17 protein-coding genes are annotated in these 20,563 nt (G+C 44.8%); 12 read left to right on the plus strand and 5 right to left on the minus strand.

The window, feature by feature from the left end; all coding sequences use genetic code 11:
• Positions 1 to 61: 61 nt before the first annotated feature.
• Both Q7P68_RS03660 and mmsB read left to right on the plus strand, forming a co-directional pair.
• Complete coding sequence (locus tag Q7P68_RS03660; RefSeq protein ID WP_304222953.1) at positions 62 to 1,585, plus strand: ATP-binding cassette domain-containing protein; 1,524 nt, start codon at positions 62 to 64, stop codon at positions 1,583 to 1,585.
• Positions 1,586 to 1,596: 11 nt separating this feature from the next.
• Positions 1,597 to 2,787 carry a multiple monosaccharide ABC transporter permease gene (gene mmsB, locus Q7P68_RS03665; RefSeq protein WP_304222956.1) on the plus strand — a complete coding sequence of 397 codons (1,191 nt, stop codon included), beginning with the start codon at positions 1,597 to 1,599 and terminating at the stop codon, positions 2,785 to 2,787.
• 91 nt (positions 2,788 to 2,878) lie between these two features.
• On the opposite strand, the gene Q7P68_RS03670 is transcribed toward mmsB, so the two are convergent.
• The gene (locus tag Q7P68_RS03670) at positions 2,879 to 4,252 is read right to left on the minus strand and encodes an MATE family efflux transporter (protein WP_304222958.1); all 1,374 of its coding nucleotides are present in this window, start codon (positions 4,250 to 4,252) and stop codon (positions 2,879 to 2,881) included.
• A 47-nt stretch (positions 4,253 to 4,299) separates the two neighbouring features.
• Entirely contained in the window at positions 4,300 to 4,503 is a 204-nt protein-coding gene (locus Q7P68_RS03675) for a YgaP family membrane protein (protein ID WP_304222961.1), read from the minus strand.
• A 155-nt stretch (positions 4,504 to 4,658) separates the two neighbouring features.
• Here Q7P68_RS03675 and Q7P68_RS03680 point away from each other — a divergent pair, with 155 nt between their 5' ends.
• Genes Q7P68_RS03680 through Q7P68_RS03695 form a run of 4 tightly spaced genes read left to right on the plus strand, consistent with a single transcriptional unit; the run spans position 4,659 to position 7,629 of the window.
• Positions 4,659 to 5,699 (plus strand): M23 family metallopeptidase, encoded by a 1,041-nt coding sequence (locus Q7P68_RS03680; RefSeq protein ID WP_304222964.1) that lies wholly within the window; start codon positions 4,659 to 4,661, stop codon positions 5,697 to 5,699.
• An 11-nt stretch (positions 5,700 to 5,710) separates the two neighbouring features.
• Complete coding sequence (locus Q7P68_RS03685) at positions 5,711 to 6,130, plus strand: bactofilin family protein (RefSeq protein WP_304222965.1); 420 nt, start codon at positions 5,711 to 5,713, stop codon at positions 6,128 to 6,130.
• A 10-nt stretch (positions 6,131 to 6,140) separates the two neighbouring features.
• Positions 6,141 to 6,662 carry a YaaR family protein gene (locus Q7P68_RS03690; RefSeq protein ID WP_304222967.1) on the plus strand — a complete coding sequence of 174 codons (522 nt, stop codon included), beginning with the start codon at positions 6,141 to 6,143 and terminating at the stop codon, positions 6,660 to 6,662.
• A gap of 10 nt (positions 6,663 to 6,672) precedes the next feature.
• Positions 6,673 to 7,629 carry a PSP1 domain-containing protein gene (locus Q7P68_RS03695; RefSeq protein ID WP_304222970.1) on the plus strand — a complete coding sequence of 319 codons (957 nt, stop codon included), beginning with the start codon at positions 6,673 to 6,675 and terminating at the stop codon, positions 7,627 to 7,629.
• Here Q7P68_RS03695 and Q7P68_RS03700 read toward each other — a convergent pair.
• Together Q7P68_RS03700 and Q7P68_RS03705 are read right to left on the minus strand one after the other, a co-directional pair.
• Positions 7,626 to 8,366: a class I SAM-dependent methyltransferase gene (locus Q7P68_RS03700; RefSeq protein WP_304222973.1), complete on the minus strand. Its 741-nt coding sequence runs from the start codon at positions 8,364 to 8,366 to the stop codon at positions 7,626 to 7,628. The two genes, Q7P68_RS03695 and Q7P68_RS03700, sit on opposite strands and share 4 nt — an antisense overlap.
• Positions 8,367 to 8,370: 4 nt before the next feature.
• Entirely contained in the window at positions 8,371 to 10,398 is a 2,028-nt protein-coding gene (locus Q7P68_RS03705; RefSeq protein ID WP_304222976.1) for a beta-galactosidase, read from the minus strand.
• Between the two features lie 85 nt (positions 10,399 to 10,483).
• Here Q7P68_RS03705 and thyX point away from each other — a divergent pair, with 85 nt between their 5' ends.
• The gene (thyX, locus tag Q7P68_RS03710; protein ID WP_304222979.1) at positions 10,484 to 11,326 is read left to right on the plus strand and encodes an FAD-dependent thymidylate synthase; all 843 of its coding nucleotides are present in this window, start codon (positions 10,484 to 10,486) and stop codon (positions 11,324 to 11,326) included.
• Between the two features lie 42 nt (positions 11,327 to 11,368).
• Here the strand turns inward: thyX and Q7P68_RS03715 are convergent, their stop codons facing one another.
• Positions 11,369 to 13,057 carry an HD-GYP domain-containing protein gene (locus Q7P68_RS03715; protein ID WP_304222982.1) on the minus strand — a complete coding sequence of 563 codons (1,689 nt, stop codon included), beginning with the start codon at positions 13,055 to 13,057 and terminating at the stop codon, positions 11,369 to 11,371.
• Positions 13,058 to 13,316: 259 nt separating this feature from the next.
• Between Q7P68_RS03715 and Q7P68_RS03720 the strand changes: the two genes are divergently transcribed.
• The 5 genes from Q7P68_RS03720 to Q7P68_RS03740 all read left to right on the plus strand — a co-directional run bounded on the left by Q7P68_RS03720 (position 13,317) and on the right by Q7P68_RS03740 (position 20,547).
• Positions 13,317 to 15,176: a methyl-accepting chemotaxis protein gene (locus Q7P68_RS03720; RefSeq protein WP_304222985.1), complete on the plus strand. Its 1,860-nt coding sequence runs from the start codon at positions 13,317 to 13,319 to the stop codon at positions 15,174 to 15,176.
• Between the two features lie 152 nt (positions 15,177 to 15,328).
• Complete coding sequence (locus Q7P68_RS03725; protein ID WP_304222987.1) at positions 15,329 to 16,921, plus strand: sodium:solute symporter family protein; 1,593 nt, start codon at positions 15,329 to 15,331, stop codon at positions 16,919 to 16,921.
• A 373-nt stretch (positions 16,922 to 17,294) separates the two neighbouring features.
• Positions 17,295 to 18,629 carry an ABC transporter substrate-binding protein gene (locus tag Q7P68_RS03730; RefSeq protein ID WP_304222990.1) on the plus strand — a complete coding sequence of 445 codons (1,335 nt, stop codon included), beginning with the start codon at positions 17,295 to 17,297 and terminating at the stop codon, positions 18,627 to 18,629.
• Positions 18,630 to 18,791: 162 nt separating this feature from the next.
• The gene (locus Q7P68_RS03735) at positions 18,792 to 19,694 is read left to right on the plus strand and encodes a carbohydrate ABC transporter permease (protein WP_304222993.1); all 903 of its coding nucleotides are present in this window, start codon (positions 18,792 to 18,794) and stop codon (positions 19,692 to 19,694) included.
• Between the two features lies 1 nt (position 19,695).
• Complete coding sequence (locus tag Q7P68_RS03740) at positions 19,696 to 20,547, plus strand: carbohydrate ABC transporter permease (RefSeq protein ID WP_304222995.1); 852 nt, start codon at positions 19,696 to 19,698, stop codon at positions 20,545 to 20,547.
• Positions 20,548 to 20,563: the final 16 nt, after the last annotated feature.

The raw sequence follows: 20,563 nt of genomic DNA on the forward strand, positions 1-20,563 counted from the left end.
GCTCTCAGAGCTTTGAAAGAGCCTCAATTGTTTTAGGTATCTCTATAAGGCAGGCCGAGGAATGGGTGAGTATATACTAGAAATTGAAAATTTGACCAAGGATTTCCCTGGCGTTCGTGCTTTGGATCATGTAAGCCTTAGGGTAAAAAAGGGTGAAATCCATTCTCTCTGCGGCGAGAATGGTGCGGGAAAATCCACCCTGATGAGTGTAATCAGCGGCGTATATCCCAAGGGCAGCTATGAGGGAAAGGTTTTTTTTAAGGGTAAAGAAACCCATTATCACAGCGTAAAAGACAGTGAAAAAGAGGGGTTGGCGATAATCCATCAGGAATTGGCCCTAAGTCCCTATCTAACTATTTATGAAAACATTTTTTTGGGTCACATGCGGACCACCTTAGGAATAATAGACTGGGACTATTATATTCGGGAATCTCAAAAATACCTTGAGCAGGTTGGATTAAAGGAAAATCCAGCCACCATAGTAAGTAAAATGGGGGTTGGAAAACAGCAGCTGGTAGAAATCGCCCGAGCACTTTCAAAAAAAGTAGAGCTCCTGATTCTCGATGAGCCTACTTCTTCTTTAAACGATGATGAAAGCGAAAAATTGCTCAAGCTTATTCTGGAATTGAAGAAACAGGGTATCACCTGCATAATGATAAGCCATAAACTGAACGAAGTACTCGAAATTGCCGATACGGTTACGGTGCTCCGGGACGGTAAATCAATATCAACCTACGATGTAAAAAAGGATAATCTGACCGAAGCGGTACTGATTCGAGATATGGTAGGCCGGGATTTAACAACCCGTTTCCCGGAACGTAAAAATAAGCCTGCCGAAGTTATAATGGAAGTTAAAAATTGGTCCGTGTATCACCCCGACTATCACACAATAAAGGTGGTGGATGACGCTTCCTTTTACGTTCGCAGAGGGGAGATTGTTGCATTCTGCGGACCTATGGGTGCGGGCAGAACAGAATTGATGATGAGCCTTTATGGCCGGTCATACGGATCCCACGCGACGGGTGAACTGTATTTGAGAGGCAAAAAGATTGATACAAGCGATACCCGTAAAGCTATAGAAGCGGGGATCGGTTACGTTTCTGAGGACAGAAAGAACCTGGGGCTTATCCTGATTCAGGATGTAAAATCAAACATATCAATCTCCAGTCTTGCAAAACTTTCCAAGGCGGGGGTTGTCAATTCATCGCTGGAAATCAGGGAAGCGGAACGCTTTAAAACAGAGCTCAGGATAAAAACCCCTTCGGTGAACCAGCTTACCCGAAATCTTTCAGGCGGAAACCAGCAGAAGGTTGCGCTGAGCCGCTGTATGCTTTCAGACCCTGAAATATTTATTGTAGATGAGCCTACACGGGGAATCGACGTGGGCGCGAAGTCTGAAATCTATCATATATTAAACGACATGGCTGCTGCAGGGAAAACCATTATTATGGTTACCTCTGAATTGCCGGAGGCTATCGGAATGGCGGACCGTATTTATGTAATGAACGAGGGAAGAATTAAGGGCGAGTTGACCCGTGAAGAGGCAACCCAGGAAAAAATTATGCATATTGCATTGCTAAACTAGAAGGAGTAGGTATGAGCGATACGGCAATAAAATCATCATCCATTAGAAATCTCATCAAGGCAAACATACGTAATTATTCTATGGTTCTCATGCTTGCCCTTATTATGATCATTTTTGCCTTTTTAACCGATGGGGTAAACCTGAATTCCCGCAATTTTACCAATATTTTCATGCAAAACAGCTACATATTACTGCTTGCGGTCGGTATGGTATTGGTTATTATTGTCGGGAATATTGATCTTTCTGTTGGTTCCGTGGCTGCCTTCATTGGGGCTATCAGCGCAATGCTCTACAATTCCGGGGCAAATATGCTCGTAACAATTGTGGCGAGTATTATAATCGGTGTGCTGATCGGTGCATTTCAAGGCGTCTGGATAGCCTATGCAAAGATTCCTGCCTTTATTGTAACCTTGGCTGCCCAGCTTTTGTTCCGGGGCCTCACCTATATTATTACCAACGTTAGTCCCATATCACTTCGGGATGATAACTTTAAACAGATTGCCTCGGGGATGGCCAATATTGATGCCCTGACCATAAATGGGGTCTATTATACTGCCCTTGTGGCGGGTATTGTGGTATTTCTTATCTACGCAATTTTTGAATTCCAGGGGCGGCAAAATAAATTAAAATATGGTTTTAGGGTTTCACCCCTCAGTTTCTTCATCATTAAACTGCTGGTGATAGGGCTATTGATTATGGGATTGGCCCAGCGGTTTTCTACCTACCGGGGTATTCCTATTGTGGTCATAGTGTTAGGAGTGACCATTATCCTCTTCAGTTTTATTACCAACAACACGGTTATCGGCCGCTATATCTATGCGGTAGGCGGCAATGCCCGATCGGCGAAACTTTCAGGCATTAATTCTGAGCTGGTGGTGTTTGTTGTACAGCTTATTATGGGCGGGCTGACGGGTCTCGCTGGAGTTGTGTTTACCGGTTATATGAACTCCGCATTGCCCCAGGCAGGAAACAACTTTGAGCTTGATGCAATTGCGGCCTGTTTTATCGGAGGAGCTTCGGCAAGCGGAGGGATTGGAACGGTAATCGGTGCAATTGTCGGAGGTCTTGTTATGGCTGCGATAAACAATGGAATGTCGCTGATGAACATTCAGGCCCAGTGGCAGTATGTGGTAAAGGCTCTGGTGCTCCTATTGGCAGTCTTCTACGATATTTATACCCGGCGAAAGACTGGTTTAGGTTGAGCCAATTTCAAAACTCTCTGAGTTTTGAAAGAGCTTCGGTTGATAAAAAAAGCGGCTGTGGAGGCCGCTTTTTTATTTATACACATTACTACTATGCAGCGTTGAGGGTCAGGTTTTTTACCCAACGCTCTTTTTTAAGATACCATCGGGCAATAAGGTATTTTACTACGTCGGTTACTTTAACAATGGCGAACATGCTCACTGGTCCCATTCCGGTTCCTAGGGTAAGGATAAAGGCCCCTGGAACAAAGAGTAGGGTATTAACCGAAACATCTACATACATGCCGAGGGCTGTATCACCTCCTGCTCTGGAAATAGCAAACTGAGCGTTCAGTACGGTCCAAATGGGCATATAGAATGCGATAACTAACACCAGTCCGCTTGTGATAAGCCGCGCATTGGCGGTTAAGTTACCGAATACGATTGGAATAAGCATGGTTGATAAAACCGCCCCAAGGCCGACAACAATACCTGCAATAAAAGAGCCGAATTTAAGCCACTTTGCCCTGTTTCTCGCTTCATCGAGCCTGCCTGCACCTAAAACACCGCCGACAACAACGGCTGTAGCAGCATGGATGCCGCCAAAAACAAGGAAGAAGATATTTGCAATAGTCCAGCCTGCAGCCATTCCTGCCACCACTTCCGCACCGCCCCGGCTGTTATAAAGGGCGGTTACCACTGTCTCTGATACTACCCAGGTTGTTTCAGAAAGGAGCATCATGCCGGACTTACTGAGTATTTCGCCCATAAGATGCGGTTTAATATGATGAAGCTTTCGGAAGGGAACATAAAAATCGATGTTCCTTAGCCTTATGTATATAAGAAATGCACCAACCTCTATGAGCCGAGCAGCAATGGTTGCGATGGCAGCTCCGGTAATTTCCAGCCGGGGAGCACCGAAATTGCCATAAATTAAAATATAATTACCCGCTGTATTCACCAAGGTAGAAACTACAGAAATGGCGAGGGGAATACGAGGAAGCCCTATCTCTCGGAATGCGGTTCCGATCGCGGTAGATATGGCAATGGGAAAGAGTGTAAAAGATATGAGGCGAAGGTAGCCCGCCCCATAAGAAACAATTTCTTGTTGAGCGGAATTCCCCATGGTCATGACCGCAATGAGCTGTTCCGGAATTGTCCAGAGAATAACAAAATAAACAGCCGAAACAAGAAGGGCCATAATAGTTTTAAACCGATAGGCCTGCTTCATTCCTTCTGCATCATTGGCTCCGCGGAACTGGGCAAGGTAAATGCCTCCGGCTCCGCAAAGAGTCCAGAGGACCACGAGGTATACAAAGTTGATTTGGTTGGCCACGTTTACTGCTGCCATCTTGGCGTCCCCAAGGCCGGCAACCATAAAGTTGTCGATAAGGGACACAAGACTCATGATAAGCTGTTGCATCATGACTGGCAGGGCAATATGCAAAGCTTCACGGTAAAAAGACCAAGGGCCGATATTTTTCATATACAGATATGACTATCACTTTACAAGTGTTTAGTCAATCGAATCAACTATGCTTTTTTCTTTGTCGATATACCAAAGGGAACATAGAGCGGACAGAACGCAATTACTCCGGTTAAAACGAATACAACAGCAAGAATACCCAGGATAATTGCAGCCAGCCCGCTTAATTGGCCGGTAAGTATCAAAACTCCCACTACAAGGGCCAGGACAATACGAATGATCCTATCAATTAAACCCATATTAGTTTGCATAAATACCTCCATATGCAAGATTATATATGAAATATAATATATAAATAGTAAAAGGCAAAATTTACTTATATAAAAAGCAGGTTTGACAGATATATAAATAAGTGGTTATAATAGCTCGATTAAACTGTATTCCATTTTTAGACGAGGAGTAGACCGTGGCTTCGGTCCATAATTATAAACGAATCGAAAATTCTATCTTTAGAAAGGCAAAAAACCTGGTACTTTCTGCAATTAAGAATTTTGGTTCATTGCTCAGAAAAATAATCAGCATTGGGAATCGGCGTTATACCATAATGTTGGTTCCCCATTCCGAAAAACAAGTTTTTAATATTCATGTCACTGTTTTTTCTCTGACCCTGGTATCTCTTATTCTAGCAGGTATTATCGGTGCCTTTTTCTGGTATGGGGCGGTGTATACCGATACGAAGGGTGCGCTCACCATGAAGGATGGTAAACTAAAGGAAGCTCAGGCAAACTTGGACCAGCTTCGGGATGAGACAGCCCAATTGTTAAAATCTGCCAAGAGTTTTGAAGCAGCCCTTTCTAATACACTTTCAACCTTGGGCCTCAATACATCAGCTGCTAATGCAGGACAAAATCAGAGTTTGGGTGATTTATCCTCATTTTTTGAAGTCAAAGAGACTGCCCAGGGAACCTTAAAAGAGGTAAGCGAAATTCGCCGGCTTGCTGGATACCTTTCATCCGCAGCTGAACCTGTAAAAGAATTAGGTGACCTTCTTAATTCGCAAAGTTCGTTGCTGACCGATATCCCAAGTCTCTGGCCTGTTAAAGGCGGTATTGGGCACATTTCCATGTATTTCGGTCAAAATGAGAACCCCTTTACCGGCCAATGGTATATACATAAGGGAATTGATATTTCTACCTATCGTCAGGGGGATCCTGTTGTAGCTTCTGCGGACGGACAGGTAGTAACGGTAGACTATGATATTGGCGGTTTTGGAAACTATATTATCATCAAACATAAACATGGTTTTTATACCCGTTATGCCCACCTCCAGTCGTTCCGGGTTCAGAAGGGCCAGAAGGTCCAGCAAGGACAAATTATTGGATATATAGGCAACACCGGTCTTTCCACTGGTCCGCATCTTCACTATGAAGTTCATATTGGGTCAGACGTGGTTGATCCTCTTAAATATCTGAATATCCGTGCAAGTCTGGCTGGATATAAAAAATAACGGGAATTCCTATGCCGGAAAAAATTTTAGAAAATCTCTCAATTAATACTATTATTGGGGCAGGAACCCGTATTGATGGTGATGTTGTCTCCCCAGGTTTTACCCGAATCGATGGAGCCTTGAAGGGCGATCTTACAGTTCAGGGACGTGTCGTTATTGGGGAAAATGCACGGCTTCGCAGCAATGTTTCCGGCACTGCGGTTACCGTGGGCGGAGTTGTATTAGGTGATATTTTGGCTCATGACAGGGTCATTGTTTTATCCAGTGCGGTAGTTCTAGGAACCATTATTACCTGTCGAATCCAGATAGACGAGGGCTCTATAATCCACGGAAGAGTGATAACCTGTGCTACCCGGGAAGAATGGGAGCGCAGGTGTGCAGAGCAAAGGGATGCGCGAAGCATCAATGCTCCGATTTTCAGAAGGACGTAAGCACCACTTTATGGCAAAGGTTGATTTCCCTGAAAGCCAAACTCCGTTTTTTAATCCCGCAGTGTATTCCTCTGCTCAAAGTGAATTGAAAAAGCAAAAGAAAACAGTATCCGGTAAAACTCCGCATGTTACACCATTTACGAAGCTGCTTGAAAGTTCTGAGGAAGAGACGCCTGTTACATCAGTGCCGATTCCGGAAGGATTATCTTCATCTGAGGCGTTACAGTTTCTTTTGGACCAGGTTCATATAGCCGGAGAGGCGCTCAAAGAAAAACCCTTTCAGGAACAAATTGTTCATTATAAAGAAGCGGTGCGCAATTTTATTAAATATGTGGTAGACAACAGCTATACGGTTGAAGAAAAAACAAGCGGGACTAATATTCTTAAAAGAAAAAAATTTACTATAATTCAGGTGATAGATAAAAAGCTGGACCAGCTGGCAGCGGGAATTTTAGCCGGTCAGGCAAATCAGATTCAAATTCTGGCTAAATTGGATGAGATTAAGGGTTTATTGATCAATCTTTTACAATGAGGACAAAGGTATGGATAACGATATACAGCATAATGAAATTCATAGTGATGAATTTCATCACCTGGAAGATACGGCTTTTGGGGAATTTTCGGAAACCACCGGCATCGCTGTTCCGTTAGGAGAAGGTACTGAGATCCTGGATGCAAATTTGCCGGTCTATCGGCTTCGTTTGCCCTATTCCCACGAAACTTTTCAGGCCGTCTTTACCAACGATCTGATTAATATCGGAACAATGGTGATTGTTCCGACCAGGTATGGAAAAGATATTGCCCAGATCATCGGCTATATAGAAAACAAAGGCAATGTTACCAGCGGTGAAGTTGTCCGGATTGATAGAATTGCTACTTCTGGAGACCTGGAAAAGACCAAACAAAATGCAGAAAAAGAAAAGGAAGCCTTTGCAATATGTCGGGAAAAAATTAGCCTCCATCGGCTGGATATGAAGCTGGTTTCCGTTCATTATTTGCTGGAAGAATCAAAAATCTTGTTTTTCTTTACCGCAGAAAGCAGAGTGGATTTTAGAGAACTGGTAAAGGACCTGGTAGGGATATTTAAAACAAGGATTGAGCTTCGCCAAATAGGAGTGCGAGACGAGTCGCGCATTGTAGGCGGTTTAGGTGTATGCGGACGGGGCTATTGCTGTCATACGGTTTCGGACAAACTGAAGCCCGTATCGATAAAGATGGCAAAGGATCAAAACCTGTCTCTCAATTCGATGAAAATTTCCGGCCCCTGCGGGCGCCTCTTGTGCTGTCTTGCCTATGAGTATTCTTTTTACAATGAAGCCCGCCGGCAGCTGCCCCAGGAGGGCTGTAAGCTTATCTGGCAGGAGGCAAATTGGAAAGTTGCCGAAGTGGACCCTGTGGGAGGTAAAATAAAAATTGTCTGTGAGGACGGCCGGCAAATTTACATGCCAGTCAGCCGATTCGAGAAACAGGACGGCCGCTGGCAGCTGGTAGATAATTAAACTGAAGCTATTCCCACAAGAGCGATCGAGGTTCCATCGAACCTGGTGCCGGAAAAATCTTTGTAATACTCAATAGTGCCGAAACCGGACTCCTGCAATAATGTTTTAAGTTCCGCAGCCCGAATCGGGTAGAGCCGTGTTTCATCCTTAAAGACCAGCTGATCTGTAGAAGAGTAGAGGGATGCGGTGAATCGCAGGGCCTGTTCACCGGGAATAGGGTCATAGCGGCGCACAAAACGGCACCGGCTGGTAATTACATCGGGGAGCCCCTGGAGTTTCTTGTCCAACACAAGCCCGTAATTGATGACTTGAAAAATAAAAGGAGCTCCTCCTTTGAGCAGTTTCCGGATTTTGCTTATAAAAGAACCAATTTCTTGAGCATCCCGTAGATGGGCTAAGGTATTTCCCAGACAGAGGATCCCGTCGAAGCTATTTGGCGGAAAAAAATCTGCCGCTTCTAGCATATTCATCTGCAAAAACCGGCCATTTGTTTTTGGTTCCGGATTACGCCGATTTGCGCTTTGTATCATTGCTGCATTAAGATCTATGCCGGTTACTGTGTAACCCTTCTTAATAAGGGCTACTGCGGTGCTGCCGGTTGCACAGCCGACATCCAGTATTTTGGGGCTTGCTCCGGGCTGCCGCGGAATCAGAGTCTCAATAAAGGTTATTCGGTCTTCTTCGAGGGGAAAAATATCGTCATAATATTCAAGAAGGTCTTCGTAAAACTGGCTCACCGTATCACACTCCTTCTACTATTATTGTACCCCAGGGAGGAATAGTTTTCCCCTGGAATCGTTTTTTATATGGCGTATGGTTCATAACAACCGTAATGGATTTACCATCCCCGGTAGTTCTGTGGACCGTTTCTATTCCGAGGCCATAAAAAACAGGATTAAGTCCCGCTTCTTTTAGAATAGATTTATATATGAAAAAGGTGGTTTTTGCATCCGGCGAAGTTCCAAAATACCAAACGGTTCCTTTCCCAAACCTGTTGCGGCTGATTGCAGGGCGCCCTGAATAGTGTTTTCTTTTGTCATGGTAGCTCGCCATGACCTGGGCGTTTTCAATCTCTAGTATATCGGCCCATACTTCGCCCTTGCATGAAACCAGAGCAGATGCAAACTGGTTAAACAGGTTGTTATTAAGAGAGAGTTTGACCGAACCCTTCCCAAGGGCTTCAAAGCTGCGGATGCGAATGCCCGCCATTTCGCGGAACTGGCCGGGAAGGACAAGATCGGTATTCCAGTTGTCTAAGGTTCGGGAACCGGATCTCCAGCCTAACACCAGGGTGCCCCCTTCCTGTACCCAAGCTGAAATCCTTGCTGCAAAGTCAGGGTCCGTAAGTTCATAAAGCGGAAGAGTGATAAGCTTGTATGCATGTAGATCTACCGATCTCGTGCTTTTAATATCCGCGTTTACATTGAATAAAACGAAGGGAGCAAACCATCGTGCCATCTCTGCATCGTAACCAACCTGCATATAGGGCACGGGGCGATTATCCATACCGAGCGAGAGGGGTTGTTCTCGAACTAGACGGGAAGTATCTCTATCATAAACAAGACATATCTGAGCTGGAACCGGCTCGGATGCAAAGGTTTCAAAAAGACTCCTATTTTTCTGCATATTATGCACAATATGCCGTTCCCGTTCTGTTTCGGTGTTGTCCGTATCCCGTATGCCGTAGCAGAGCTGTTCCTGAGCAAAGGGGGCGGTTCGCCAGCGGAAATAAAAAATAGCATTGGCCCCTCGCGCTATAGCCTGGTTTGTCCAAAGCACTACCTGTTCTGGTGGTGGCAAATGTCCCAGCTGGGTGTGTCCCTGAATGCCGGAAAATTGTTCCATGACTTTGAAATTACCGAAAGTATGGAGTCCCCTTATATAGGAAAGCACATAGGATGTAAAGAAATAGGGAAGCGGTTCGTTCTGGTTTCCCCAGACGGGGTAATTGTCCCAGCCAGCGGCATCCATAGGGCGGACCATGTCTTCCATATCGATACATTGGGAGAGGGGGGCTGGATAAAGATTGGTGGTGATCCATTGTTCAGGAAGTGCTTTTTGCCGAATTATCCGCACCTGATTACCGGCCCAGGCAACTGCCGAATCGGAAGAAAAACGGTCATAATCGAGTAAAAGGGCTGGGTTGTGGTTTGTGGCGACCTGCTGGCGAGGGACCGGTATCTGTTCAAAGGAACGGTAGGTACTGCCCCAGAAAACAGTCCCCCAACGCCGATTAAGTTCATCAATTGATGAATATCGTTGGGAAAGCCAGCGATGCCAGGCCGTTCGGCAATGATCGCATACACAGTGGTCTGAGCCTTCGTGTCCGATTTCATTATCAATTTGCCAGCCAATAACGGTTTTTCTAGTTCCATAGTGATCCGCAAGGGCTTGAACGATTTCTGTAGCTGCCTTCTGGTAAGAAGACGCATTAAAACATCCCATGCGCCGGCATCCAAAGTCGCGTTTATATCCTAAGGGATGTACTGCCAGAACTGTGGGATCCTGGTCTACGAGCCATGCGGGCATGATCGCAGTGGGAGTGCCTATTACTGCGCCGAGGGAGTAGCGGTCAAGCAAGTTAAAAACTTCATCAAAAGGGGTAAAGTCATATATGCCTGGCTTTGGCTCAAGGAGAGGCCATGCAAATTCCATAATGCGAACGGCCTGAAACCCCTGGTCTTTCATCCTTTTGATGTCCGATTCCCACAATGACCGGTCCCATTGTTCAGGGTACCAGTCTACGCCCCACAAGAAGTTCTGCGCCATGGGTTGCTCCTCTTTCCGTCTGAATCTAGCTTGTCGCATCGAGCTTATCGCAGTATTATACCACAAGTTTAAGGGGAGGAAGACCATGGCCCATTGTATTGTTGCGGAAGCCGAAGCGATCCTGGATAAGGAGTATCCTGTTTTAGACAAGGGTTTTGTCCGGCTTGTGGATTACCTGGGAAGCGATGAACGGGTTGTGCAAGCTGCCAGGGTTTCCTACGGTTCTGGAACTAAGAGCTATCGTGAAGACGCGGCTTTGATAGATTATTTGCTCCGTAATGAACACACATCCCCCTTTGAGCAGGTCGTTTTGACCTTTCATGTGAAGCTTCCCATTTTTGTTGCCCGGCAAATGATTCGCCACAGGACTGCGCGGCTCAATGAAATATCTGGCCGTTATTCGGTTATGAAGGATGATTTTTATGTTCCTGCACCGGAGGATGTGGCATTACAAAGCAGCGATAATAAGCAGGGGCGCTCGAATGAACCGCTAGCACCGGAAGCGGCAGAGGCGGTGAGGGATCTTTTGCGAATAGGGCAAAAAGAATCCTACGATGATTACCTCAGGCTGGTAAATCAGGGTATTGCCCGTGAACTGGCCAGAATTAACTTGCCCCTTTCTTTGTATACCGAGTGGTACTGGCAGATAGATCTGCATAACCTGTTTCATTTCCTGAAACTGAGGCTCGATGCCCATGCTCAAAAGGAAATCCGCGAATATGCACAGGTTATGTTTGAGATAACAAAAAAGGTCGCGCCCCGCTGCTGCGAGTCTTTTGAGCAGCATATTTTGGGAGGCCTGCGTTTTTCCAAGGAAGAACTGGCTGAGCTGAAGCGCCGTTTAGGACTGGCGGTAGATGCAGAAAGCTTAAGCGGCAAAGCCCTGGAACGATTCGAAGAAAAACTCAGATCCGGCCGCCAGCTTTAGCATACTTTAATACAGCTTTAGCAGTTTAAAGGTGCGGTCTATTCAAAGCAGTTCAGGCCGGTAAACGAGCTTTTCAATTTCATCAATATTATTTTTTAGGATTTCCAATAATTGTGGATTGAATTGGCCTGAAAGGTTCCGTTCATCACCATGAAAAATAATAGAAAGGGCTTTCTCTCGGTCATAGGCTTCCTTATAAATCCGGCTGGATCGGAGGGCATCATATACGTCCGCCAGGGCTGTAATCTGGGCTTCTATGGGTATTTGGTGTTCCCGCAGTCCGAAGGGATACCCTTTGCCGTCCCACCGTTCATGGTGGTACATGGCAATGTTACGGGCTACTTCAAAAAAGGGTCCTTCCAGAAGCTGGGATGAATAGACCGTATGTTTTTTAATGAGGTCAAATTCTTCTTTGCTCAGTTTCCCTGTTTTTTTAAGGAGCACGGGGTCGATAAATATTTTGCCCACGTCGTGAAGCCCCGCAAAAGATATGATTTCTTCCACTTTTTTGCGGGGCAAGTTTATTTTTCGGGCTAAATATCCAGAAAGAATGGAAACTCTCGTGTTATGCTGGCCTGTTTCTGGATCGTACTGTTCCACCACCTTTGCCAGTTTAGAGGAGAAATTATAATAGGCCCGTTTCATGATTTCTGTATGGATGCGGATCCTGACAAAGCCCCGGGCTAGTTCTGCAAATGAAAGACACATTCTCCGCGCGAGGGGGGTGAAATTGGTCGGTTTCCCTTCAGCGATATCGAGCATAAAAAGAATGGTAATTTTTTCATCCACCGGAATCGTAAACAAGATGGTAGATTTAACTGGTTGGAATGATTTTTTGATCACCTTATACACTTCTGCGGGCATCTTGGCTTGCCACAGGGTATGAATGTTGGGCAATTCGATGATGTGCTTTTCTTCTTCCAGAAGGAACCACTGTTTCTTCATTTTTTTAGATAGAATTGCCTGAATATGGTGCCCGAAGGATGAGATAAAGGTGAGGTTCTCCCCCTTAATAAACGCGATACTTCCATAATCAGCCTGATCTACCAGGCGAAGCAGAACTAAAAGAAGTCGGTTAAAAAAGACCGGAAGTCTTACCGTGCTGTCTCCGAATTGCTGTGAAATCGAAAGGAGCTGCCGGATTTTTTCCTGAAGGGCAGATATCTCCTCATAGCTGTAAATGAGGGATTCATTAATGTTTTGCAATGCAATTTTTTGCTGTGTGAGGCTCTGGTATTTCCCCGCCAATTTTACAAAAGCCTCGAATGTCCTTTTGCTTGATGCAGAAAAATGCTGAGTCTTATTACGGGTAATATCTATAGAAAGAATAATTTGTTCACCCTGATCGATAAGATAGGTGCCGATGAGGGTTTTTTGTACCGTTCCAAAAATAGCGGATGCGTTTTTAACAATATCCTCCGGTGTTGCCTCATTCATGCAGTCTAGTATAGATGTAATCTCAGTCACCGATGATTGCTGGCATTTGAACCAGTTGCTGTTAAGTTTGAGATTCAGCAATTGATCTAAACTGTATCCAATAGATGCAACAAAGTACCAGCGTTCGGGGTTTTTTATACTTACCGTTCCATGGGTAGCTTCTGGAATGAGTGACAGGGCTACTTCTAATAGACGGTGATAGTACAGTTCTGGGTCCCAATCATACCAGTCAAGCTCCAATAACAAATCGAGTATGGCCTGGGTAGAATTGGCAGATTCGTGTACAACTTCCATAAATTGACCTACAATACTTTTAGTATATGCTATATTTGAGATTTTTTGGAGAAATTTTAGTTTTAGATCTCCCGTTTATGCTAAAACCAGAGTAAAATGTCTGTGATCATAAAGGATGAAACACTTTGTTACTTCAACAGATCTTCGAAAGATTCCAAAAAATCAATAAACAATATCACATAAAGGTAAAAATATCCATGGGTGCTTTCCCCTTGACGGTTGCTTATATGAAACTTATGCTTAGAAAAGGAGCATTTCGATGAAAAAGTTGTCAGTAAAACTCATTTTATTTGTTGGTACCAGTGTGGTGCTTATTGCCCTTTCTATTGGTGCGACCGCTTCCTTTTTTTTGTTTCGGCTAGCCACGAAAAATGCTCAGCAGCTCGAGACCATGTTAATGGGGAAATATGATGAGGAAATTCGCTGGCAGACCGAACAGGCCAATTCCATGTTGAATGCCCTGGGGAAACTGAGGGATGAGGGTAAAATAGACCAATCAACAGCGTTTTCCTTGGCTCAATCCCTTATGAATAGTCTCCGCTACGGAAAAGAGGGTTATTTTTGGGCTGATACGGTCGATGGTGTCTGTGTTGTTCATGGCAGTAAACCTGAAAACATTGGACGCAATCGTCTCAATGATGTGGATGCTAAGGGCTTTAAGCTGATCGAGGCAATTATCAATGCGGGGAAAAATGGCGGGGGGTATACCGATTATTGGTATTCTCGGCTTGGATCAGATACCCCAGAACCAAAACGGGGTTACAGCCTTCTGAATCCCGCATTCCAGTGGGTGCTTGGAACGGGAAACTACTATGATGATATCCAAAAAGCAGTGGCTACGCAAAAGGCCCTTACTTTTAAGGAGGTCCAGAGTATCAGCCTGATGATAGTCATTATCATGCTGATCGTTACGGGCCTTATTTTGTTAGCCGCCGCCGCCGCAAGCCGGCTTATCACCAAACCGATAGTTCTGGTAAGCAATTCCTTAAAGGATATTTCCTGCGGTTCTGGGGATTTGACCCAAAAACTCCCTGTTATTGGCAAAGACGAAATAAGCCAGCTTTCGTATTATTTTAACGAATTTGTCGCAAGCCTTAATAAAACAATGCTCCAGGCCAAAGAAAGTGCCAGCACGGTTTTGCAGCTCGGTGAAAAGCTTAAATCAAATGCTGACGCTATGAACAAGTCTACCAGGGATATACGGGACAGTCTGGATGATATGCATAAGAAAATCGAAGGCCAGACAGACAGCATTAGCGGCACTTCCTCTGCGGTAGAGCAGATTGTGCGGAACATTGAATCACTGGCCTTGCTGGTAGAAACCCAGGCTGCGAACGTAACCGAATCATCCGCATCGATCGAAGAAATGGTTGGGAATATTCGTTCGGTGAGTACGAACCTTTCTAAGGCCTCAGATCAGTTTCGGGAGCTTGTGGAAGCCGCCCGTATAGGACGTGAGAAACTGGACAGTGTTTCCCAAAGTGCCCAGTCAGCCCAGACCCATTCGGACCATTTGGTGGAAGCAAACAGTATTATCCAATCTATTGCAAGCCAGACGAACCTGTTAGCTATGAATGCCGCCATAGAAGCAGCCCATGCGGGGGATGCGGGCCGAGGCTTTACCGTTGTAGCAGAAGAAATACGGAAGCTGGCAGAAAATGCTGCCCAACAATCTAAGGATATTGCGGGTAATCTTAAGGAAATTAAGCAGACAATTGATCTCGTTGTACAAACTTCTTCCGATGCGGGAGAGGCTTTTGGTAATATTGAACAGCTCGTGCATCGGGTGGAGAATCTGGTTCAGGAAATACAGCAGGCCATGCAGGAACAAAATACGGGTAACCAGCAGGTTCTGGAGTCCCTTAAAAACATGCAAAATATCACTATGGAAGTAAAAGATGGTTCCCGGGAAATGAAAGAAGGTTCGAGCCAGATTCTATATGAAATGAAGAACCTTAAAGACTCTAGTCACATGCTGATAGATCAACTGGATGATATTTCTAAAAACACCCAAACCATTGTTGCGATTACGCAAGAAACAGAGGCCATATCTGAACAGAATATAGCCGCAAGTCAGACATTGAAGGGTATTGTAGGTCAATTCAAGTGTGAGGATTAAGCCAATTTCAAACCTAACAGATTTTGGAATTGGCTTATTATTGATTATTTTTTGATCTTTTAGTATTTGTTTTAGCGACAGTTTTTATCTCATCAATATATCTTCATGGTTATGTCAGGTCTTCGCCATCCAAACCATGGGAAGGAGGACCTGTGACCATTTCATTTTTTATTTTACTGGTTTTTATTGCCGCGAATCTTATTGTGGGCGCCCTGGTGCCCATGCGGGATATTACAAACAAAGAACAATTTACCCTCGCCGGCCGTTCCTTAGGCGGTTTGCTGCTCTTTGCCACTATGGCTGCGACCAATTTTTCTGCCTTTACCATCTTTGGTTTGTCCGGTGCAGGCTATCGTATTGGTTGGGCTTATTATCCTGCTATGGCCTTCGGGACCGGTTTTATGGCCCTCTCTTTTATTGTATTCGGTATACCCATGTACCGTTTTGCAAAAAAACATGGATGGATATCTCCCGCCCAATTTATAGAAGCCCGATATAAAAGCAAAACACTTTCAAATATATATGCCATTTTAATAATTCTCATCACTATTCCCTATGTGGCTATTCAGGCTCGTTCGGGAGGTACGCTGATTCAGTCTGTATCGGGTCTTCCTTATGAAGCTAGTGTGGCTCTGATAGTATTGGTTGTTACCCTGTATGTTTTAAGAGGTGGCATGAAATCGGTTGTATATACCGATGTGCTGCAATTGTTAGTGTTTTTAAGTTTATCCGCCGTTGGTTTTTTTATTATCTATATGGGCAGCAGAAAGGCTGGTCTGCAAACGGCATTGCAAGCACTGCAAAATCGCAGTGGCAACAATAATATATTTCCCTTTACTTCGTATATTTCTATGATACTGCTCTGGTTTCTGGCGGACCCAATGTTTCCGCAATTGTTTCAACGCTTTTTTTCTGCCAGGGACGAAAGGTCTTTGATAAAAACAGCAGCCCTGTATCCGCTTGTGACAGGTGTCCTGTTTTTTATGACCATTGGTGTTGGTGTGTTTGGTTCGCTCCTTGTACCCAATCTTTCGGCTGCCGAAAGTGACCATATATTTATGAGAGCGGCTGCGGCTGTAGGAGGTAAATGGCTTCCCCCGCTTCTTTCGATTGCAGGACTGGCAGCTCTCTTGTCTACCCTGGACAGCCAGCTCCTTTCGGTCTCGACTATATGTGTAGAAGCCTTTGTACCAGGAGATTTAAAAAATCTTCGCATCGAACGGATTGTAGTTTTTGTAATTGCACTCTTGGGATATCTTGGCGCCTTATTTCCCATTAAAACTATACTTGATTTTCTTTCATCCACCGCTTTTCCTGCCTATGCAGCGGTAGCTCCAATTTTCTTTATAGGATTATTTAGCCATCGTATTGGTAAACGCAGTGCTTTTCTTGCGCTTATTGCAGGTCTTGGTCTAGTTGTCATGCAATTTTTTGGCTGGAAACCCGGTGCAGTACCGACCGTGGTATTCAATCTAGCGGTACAATTAGGATTACTATGGGGAGGGGCGCTTCTTTGGGATCGCCATCGATTAGCAACTTCTTTTGTGGTTCCTTTTACTTCTCTTATGTCTTCTCGCCAAGTGCTTGTGTTTCTTGGAATATTGATATTTTCTTTTGATATATGGAATTACGGAAGAAACCCCGTTCTCTTTTTAGGGATTCCTGGCTTTGTGTGGTACTCGCTTTTTTTATGTGTATTTTTGTCTATTGCTATTTTAGTTCAATTCAAAAAAATAAAAGATTAACTATTTTGAAATTTGCGATCTGGCACGACGGTTGCATGCGTTCACTATGAAATAGCGTGCGGTTGTGGCATTGCAAACGGAAGTTAGTGCAGCGAAAAATTTTAGATTCCAGGGTAGCTCTTTTAAAACGTGGAGGGACAACTCTCTGAGTTTTAAAAGAGCCCTTTTTTATAAAAAAAAGGCCCCAAAAAAATCTTTCTTTTTTTCTTGACAAGTGGTTTTTTCAGTGTTAGGATTGGTTTGTACAGCGAGCGAACAAACATGAGTCATTAAAGAGCACGGTTGTCGTACCGTGCTCAAGCAAAAGTGACCTGCCGTATGGCAGGCCCGAATTCACCATCTTCCAGTATAGGGGAGGAAAAGAGAGATGTCTATGTACAAGAAAGCAGGCGCATTGGTCTGTATGGCGCTCTTGGGAGCCGCACTGGTTTTTGCTGGCGGTTCACAGCAGAGCGGAGGTCAGAGTGGTTCAGATGTGGTAACCCTTAAGGTATTGAACTATCTCGATGCATCCCAGGCAAACTCAGAACGGGAAATCAACGAAATATGGGGCGAATTTGCAAAACGCTATCCTAATATCAAAATTGAACGGGAAGATTTGTTCAATGAGCCCTTCCACCAGAAAACGTCGGCTTATATTGCTTCAGGGCAGCTCCCTGATGTGATGTATATGTGGCCCAGCGGCCGGTCTTCAGAACTGCATGCTAAGAAACTGGTAAAGGATCTAACTCCCTTCCTGAAGGCTGACGGTCTTTTGGATAAGTACATTCCCGCTGCAGTAGCACCCCAGTTTGGCGGTTTCCTCGGCGAACTTCCCAATGGTGTTACCTTTACCCATGTTCTTTATGTCAATACCAAGCTGCTTAAAGATAATGGACTCGCCATGCCCAAAACCTATGAAGAACTGAAGGCTATGGTGCCAGTTCTTAAATCCAAGGGTCTTGATACGGTTCTTATTGCCGCCCAGGATGACTGGGTAATGCAGAGCTGCCTGTTCTCCATGGTAGTTGGCCGTATCGCTGGGGATGACTTTATTGACAATGTTTTGGCCGGTAAAGCAAAGTTCACCGACAAGCCCTTTGTAGATTCCCTGGCAATCATCCAAGATATGTTTAAGAGCGGTGTTATTTCCCAGAAAGCACTGCAGACTCCCTATGGCGAAGTTCCCGCCCTCTTTGCAGCCGGTAAGGCTCCCTTCCTTATTGACGGCGATTGGCGTTCCGGTGCCTTCCAGACTGATACTTCGACTGGTGTAGCCCTCATTTCTGTGAAGGATCAGCCGAATATCGCCATGACCGTGTTCCCCGCTCTTCCCGGCGAAAAGAACAAGAACACCAGCTCTTCCGTAGTTGGTACTGGTTTTGGTATGAGCGCCAGCATCCCCGCAGGATCTGCGAAAGAAAAGGCTGCCTGGGAATTGATTAAGTTCCTCCAGTCCGAATATGTACAGAAAATCAGGCTGGAAACCGGGGCTTCCTTCCCGTCCCTCAAGGGTGTAACCGTTCCTAATCTGGAACCCATCAGCCAGACCCGGGCAAAGTTCTATGAAAATTATAAGGGAACCTATGTTCTTGACGGTGTTCTGGATGCGAAGGTCTATGCTCCGATTAATATCGGTCTGCAGGAAATCGGTCTCGGAACCGCAACACCAGCCCAGGTGGCAGAAAAGACCCAAAAAGCCTTTGAAGCCTGGAAGTCCGGAAAATAAGCTAAAGTTTAGATTTATCGAAAGCTCCTCGAGCTTTGGATAACAAGCCATTATAAAAAAGGCAAATGAACAGGTTGATGAACGGATCAGAAAGTTTATCAACCTGCTGGGGCGCTTCGCAAGCGTTACGGAGCGCCCATTTTTTCCTTACGGAGTGCTATGGTGAGTGCATTGACGTCGAAACGGGAACAAACAAGAGCCTATTGGATTCTGGTACTTCCCGCGGTTTTAATTTATTTTGCGGTTCTGGCTTTTCCGACGATATTTTCCATTTTTCTTTCCCTGACTAATTTTAACGGCGGGAAGGTGTTCGGTGCGCAGATGGATTTTGTTGGCCTAAAACATTATGTACGCATGTTCCAGGATCAATACTTTTGGATTTCTCTGAAAAATAATTTCCTCATAATTCTTATTTCGGTGTTTGGACAAATTCCGATTGGTTTTACCCTTGCCTATATTCTGTTCCGCCGAATTGTTCGGTATGAAGGCTTTTTCCAGACCATGACATATTTGCCCAATACGATTTCTACAATTGTAATAGGTGTCATGTTCCAGTCCTTTTTTTCGCCCTATGGAGCTTTTACGCAGCTTGGCAAAATGATAGATCCCACCTTTGAAAACACCCTGATGCTCAATCCTAATCTTGCGATGATTCCGGTATTGCTGGTTATCCTCTGGATGTATACCGGTTACTATATGATCATCTTTTTGGCAAATATGCAGAAAATCGATCAGTCAGTAATAGAGGCTTGCCGGATTGACGGCGCCAGTGAATTTCAGACTTTACGATATCTAATCCTACCAGCCCTTTCCGGAGTTATCGTAACTACCGCGATCCTGGCAATTTCGGGCTCACTGAAAAGCTTTGATCTCATCTTTGCCATGACTGCGGGAAATCCGGCACGGAGGACCAGCGTGCTATCCTTGTATATGTTTGATAACGCCTTCCGGGGCTCCCCCGATTACCCTCTTGCCAACGCGATTTCCACTTTTATGGTTGCTTTGAGTTTCCTTTTAATTATTGTGGTCCGGGCCGTAGAAAAACGGTTTGGCGGGAGAGAATAACATGGGACGCGAAATTAGGCAAAAAAAAGGCGCTGCCTTTGTATATCGAATTATTATGTATCTGGTGTTTGCAATTATAACGTTTTTAACCATATATCCTTTGCTCTGGCTTGTGTTGTCATCTTTAAAAACAACACAGGCCTTCCAAATGGATAGGCTCGGGTTCCCAAACCCAATTTTCTTAAAGAATTATCCGATGGCATGGAAGATCGGCCATTTTGATGTACTCTTTTCCAACTCGGTGTTTTATACCTTAACAACGACTGTGGCTGTTTTGGTCTTATCTTTTGCTGCTTCTTTTGCCTTTGCTAAAATTCCTTCGCGTCTTACCGGTTTTTTCCATGGAAGTTTTGTAATAGGGATCTTACTGACCCTGCAATCTATCATGGTACCCTTATTCCTTATGACCAATGCGGTGGGTTTGTACAATACTCGGCTCGGTATACTTATTCCCTACATTGGTATAGGGCTTCCCATGGGCATATATCTTGGAACCGAATATATAAAGTCCATACCGGATGCGCTTATTGAATCGGCTCGGATTGAAGGGGCAGGGTACCTCAGAATCTTTTTTTCTATCATAGCACCTATGACTAAACCGGTGGCTATAACATTGGCGATCATTTCATTTACCGGTATATGGAATGAGTTTATGTTGATTAATATCCTTGCTTCCAAGGAAGCTATAAAGAGTCTTCCTGTGGGGATCCTAAAGTTTTCAGGGGCCCTTGCAACGGATTATGGCAAGCAGTTTGCGGCCTTAAGCATTGGTATGGCTCCCATGCTTGTTTTTTATGCCCTGTTTCACAAGCAGATAACCCAGGGGGTTTCCGCCGGCGCAGTTAAGGGCTGAGTAATAGGAACCGCGG

It is taken from the genome of Gracilinema caldarium, from assembly GCF_029265695.1.
GTDB classification, from domain to species: Bacteria; Spirochaetota; Spirochaetia; order Treponematales; family Breznakiellaceae; genus Gracilinema; species Gracilinema caldarium_A.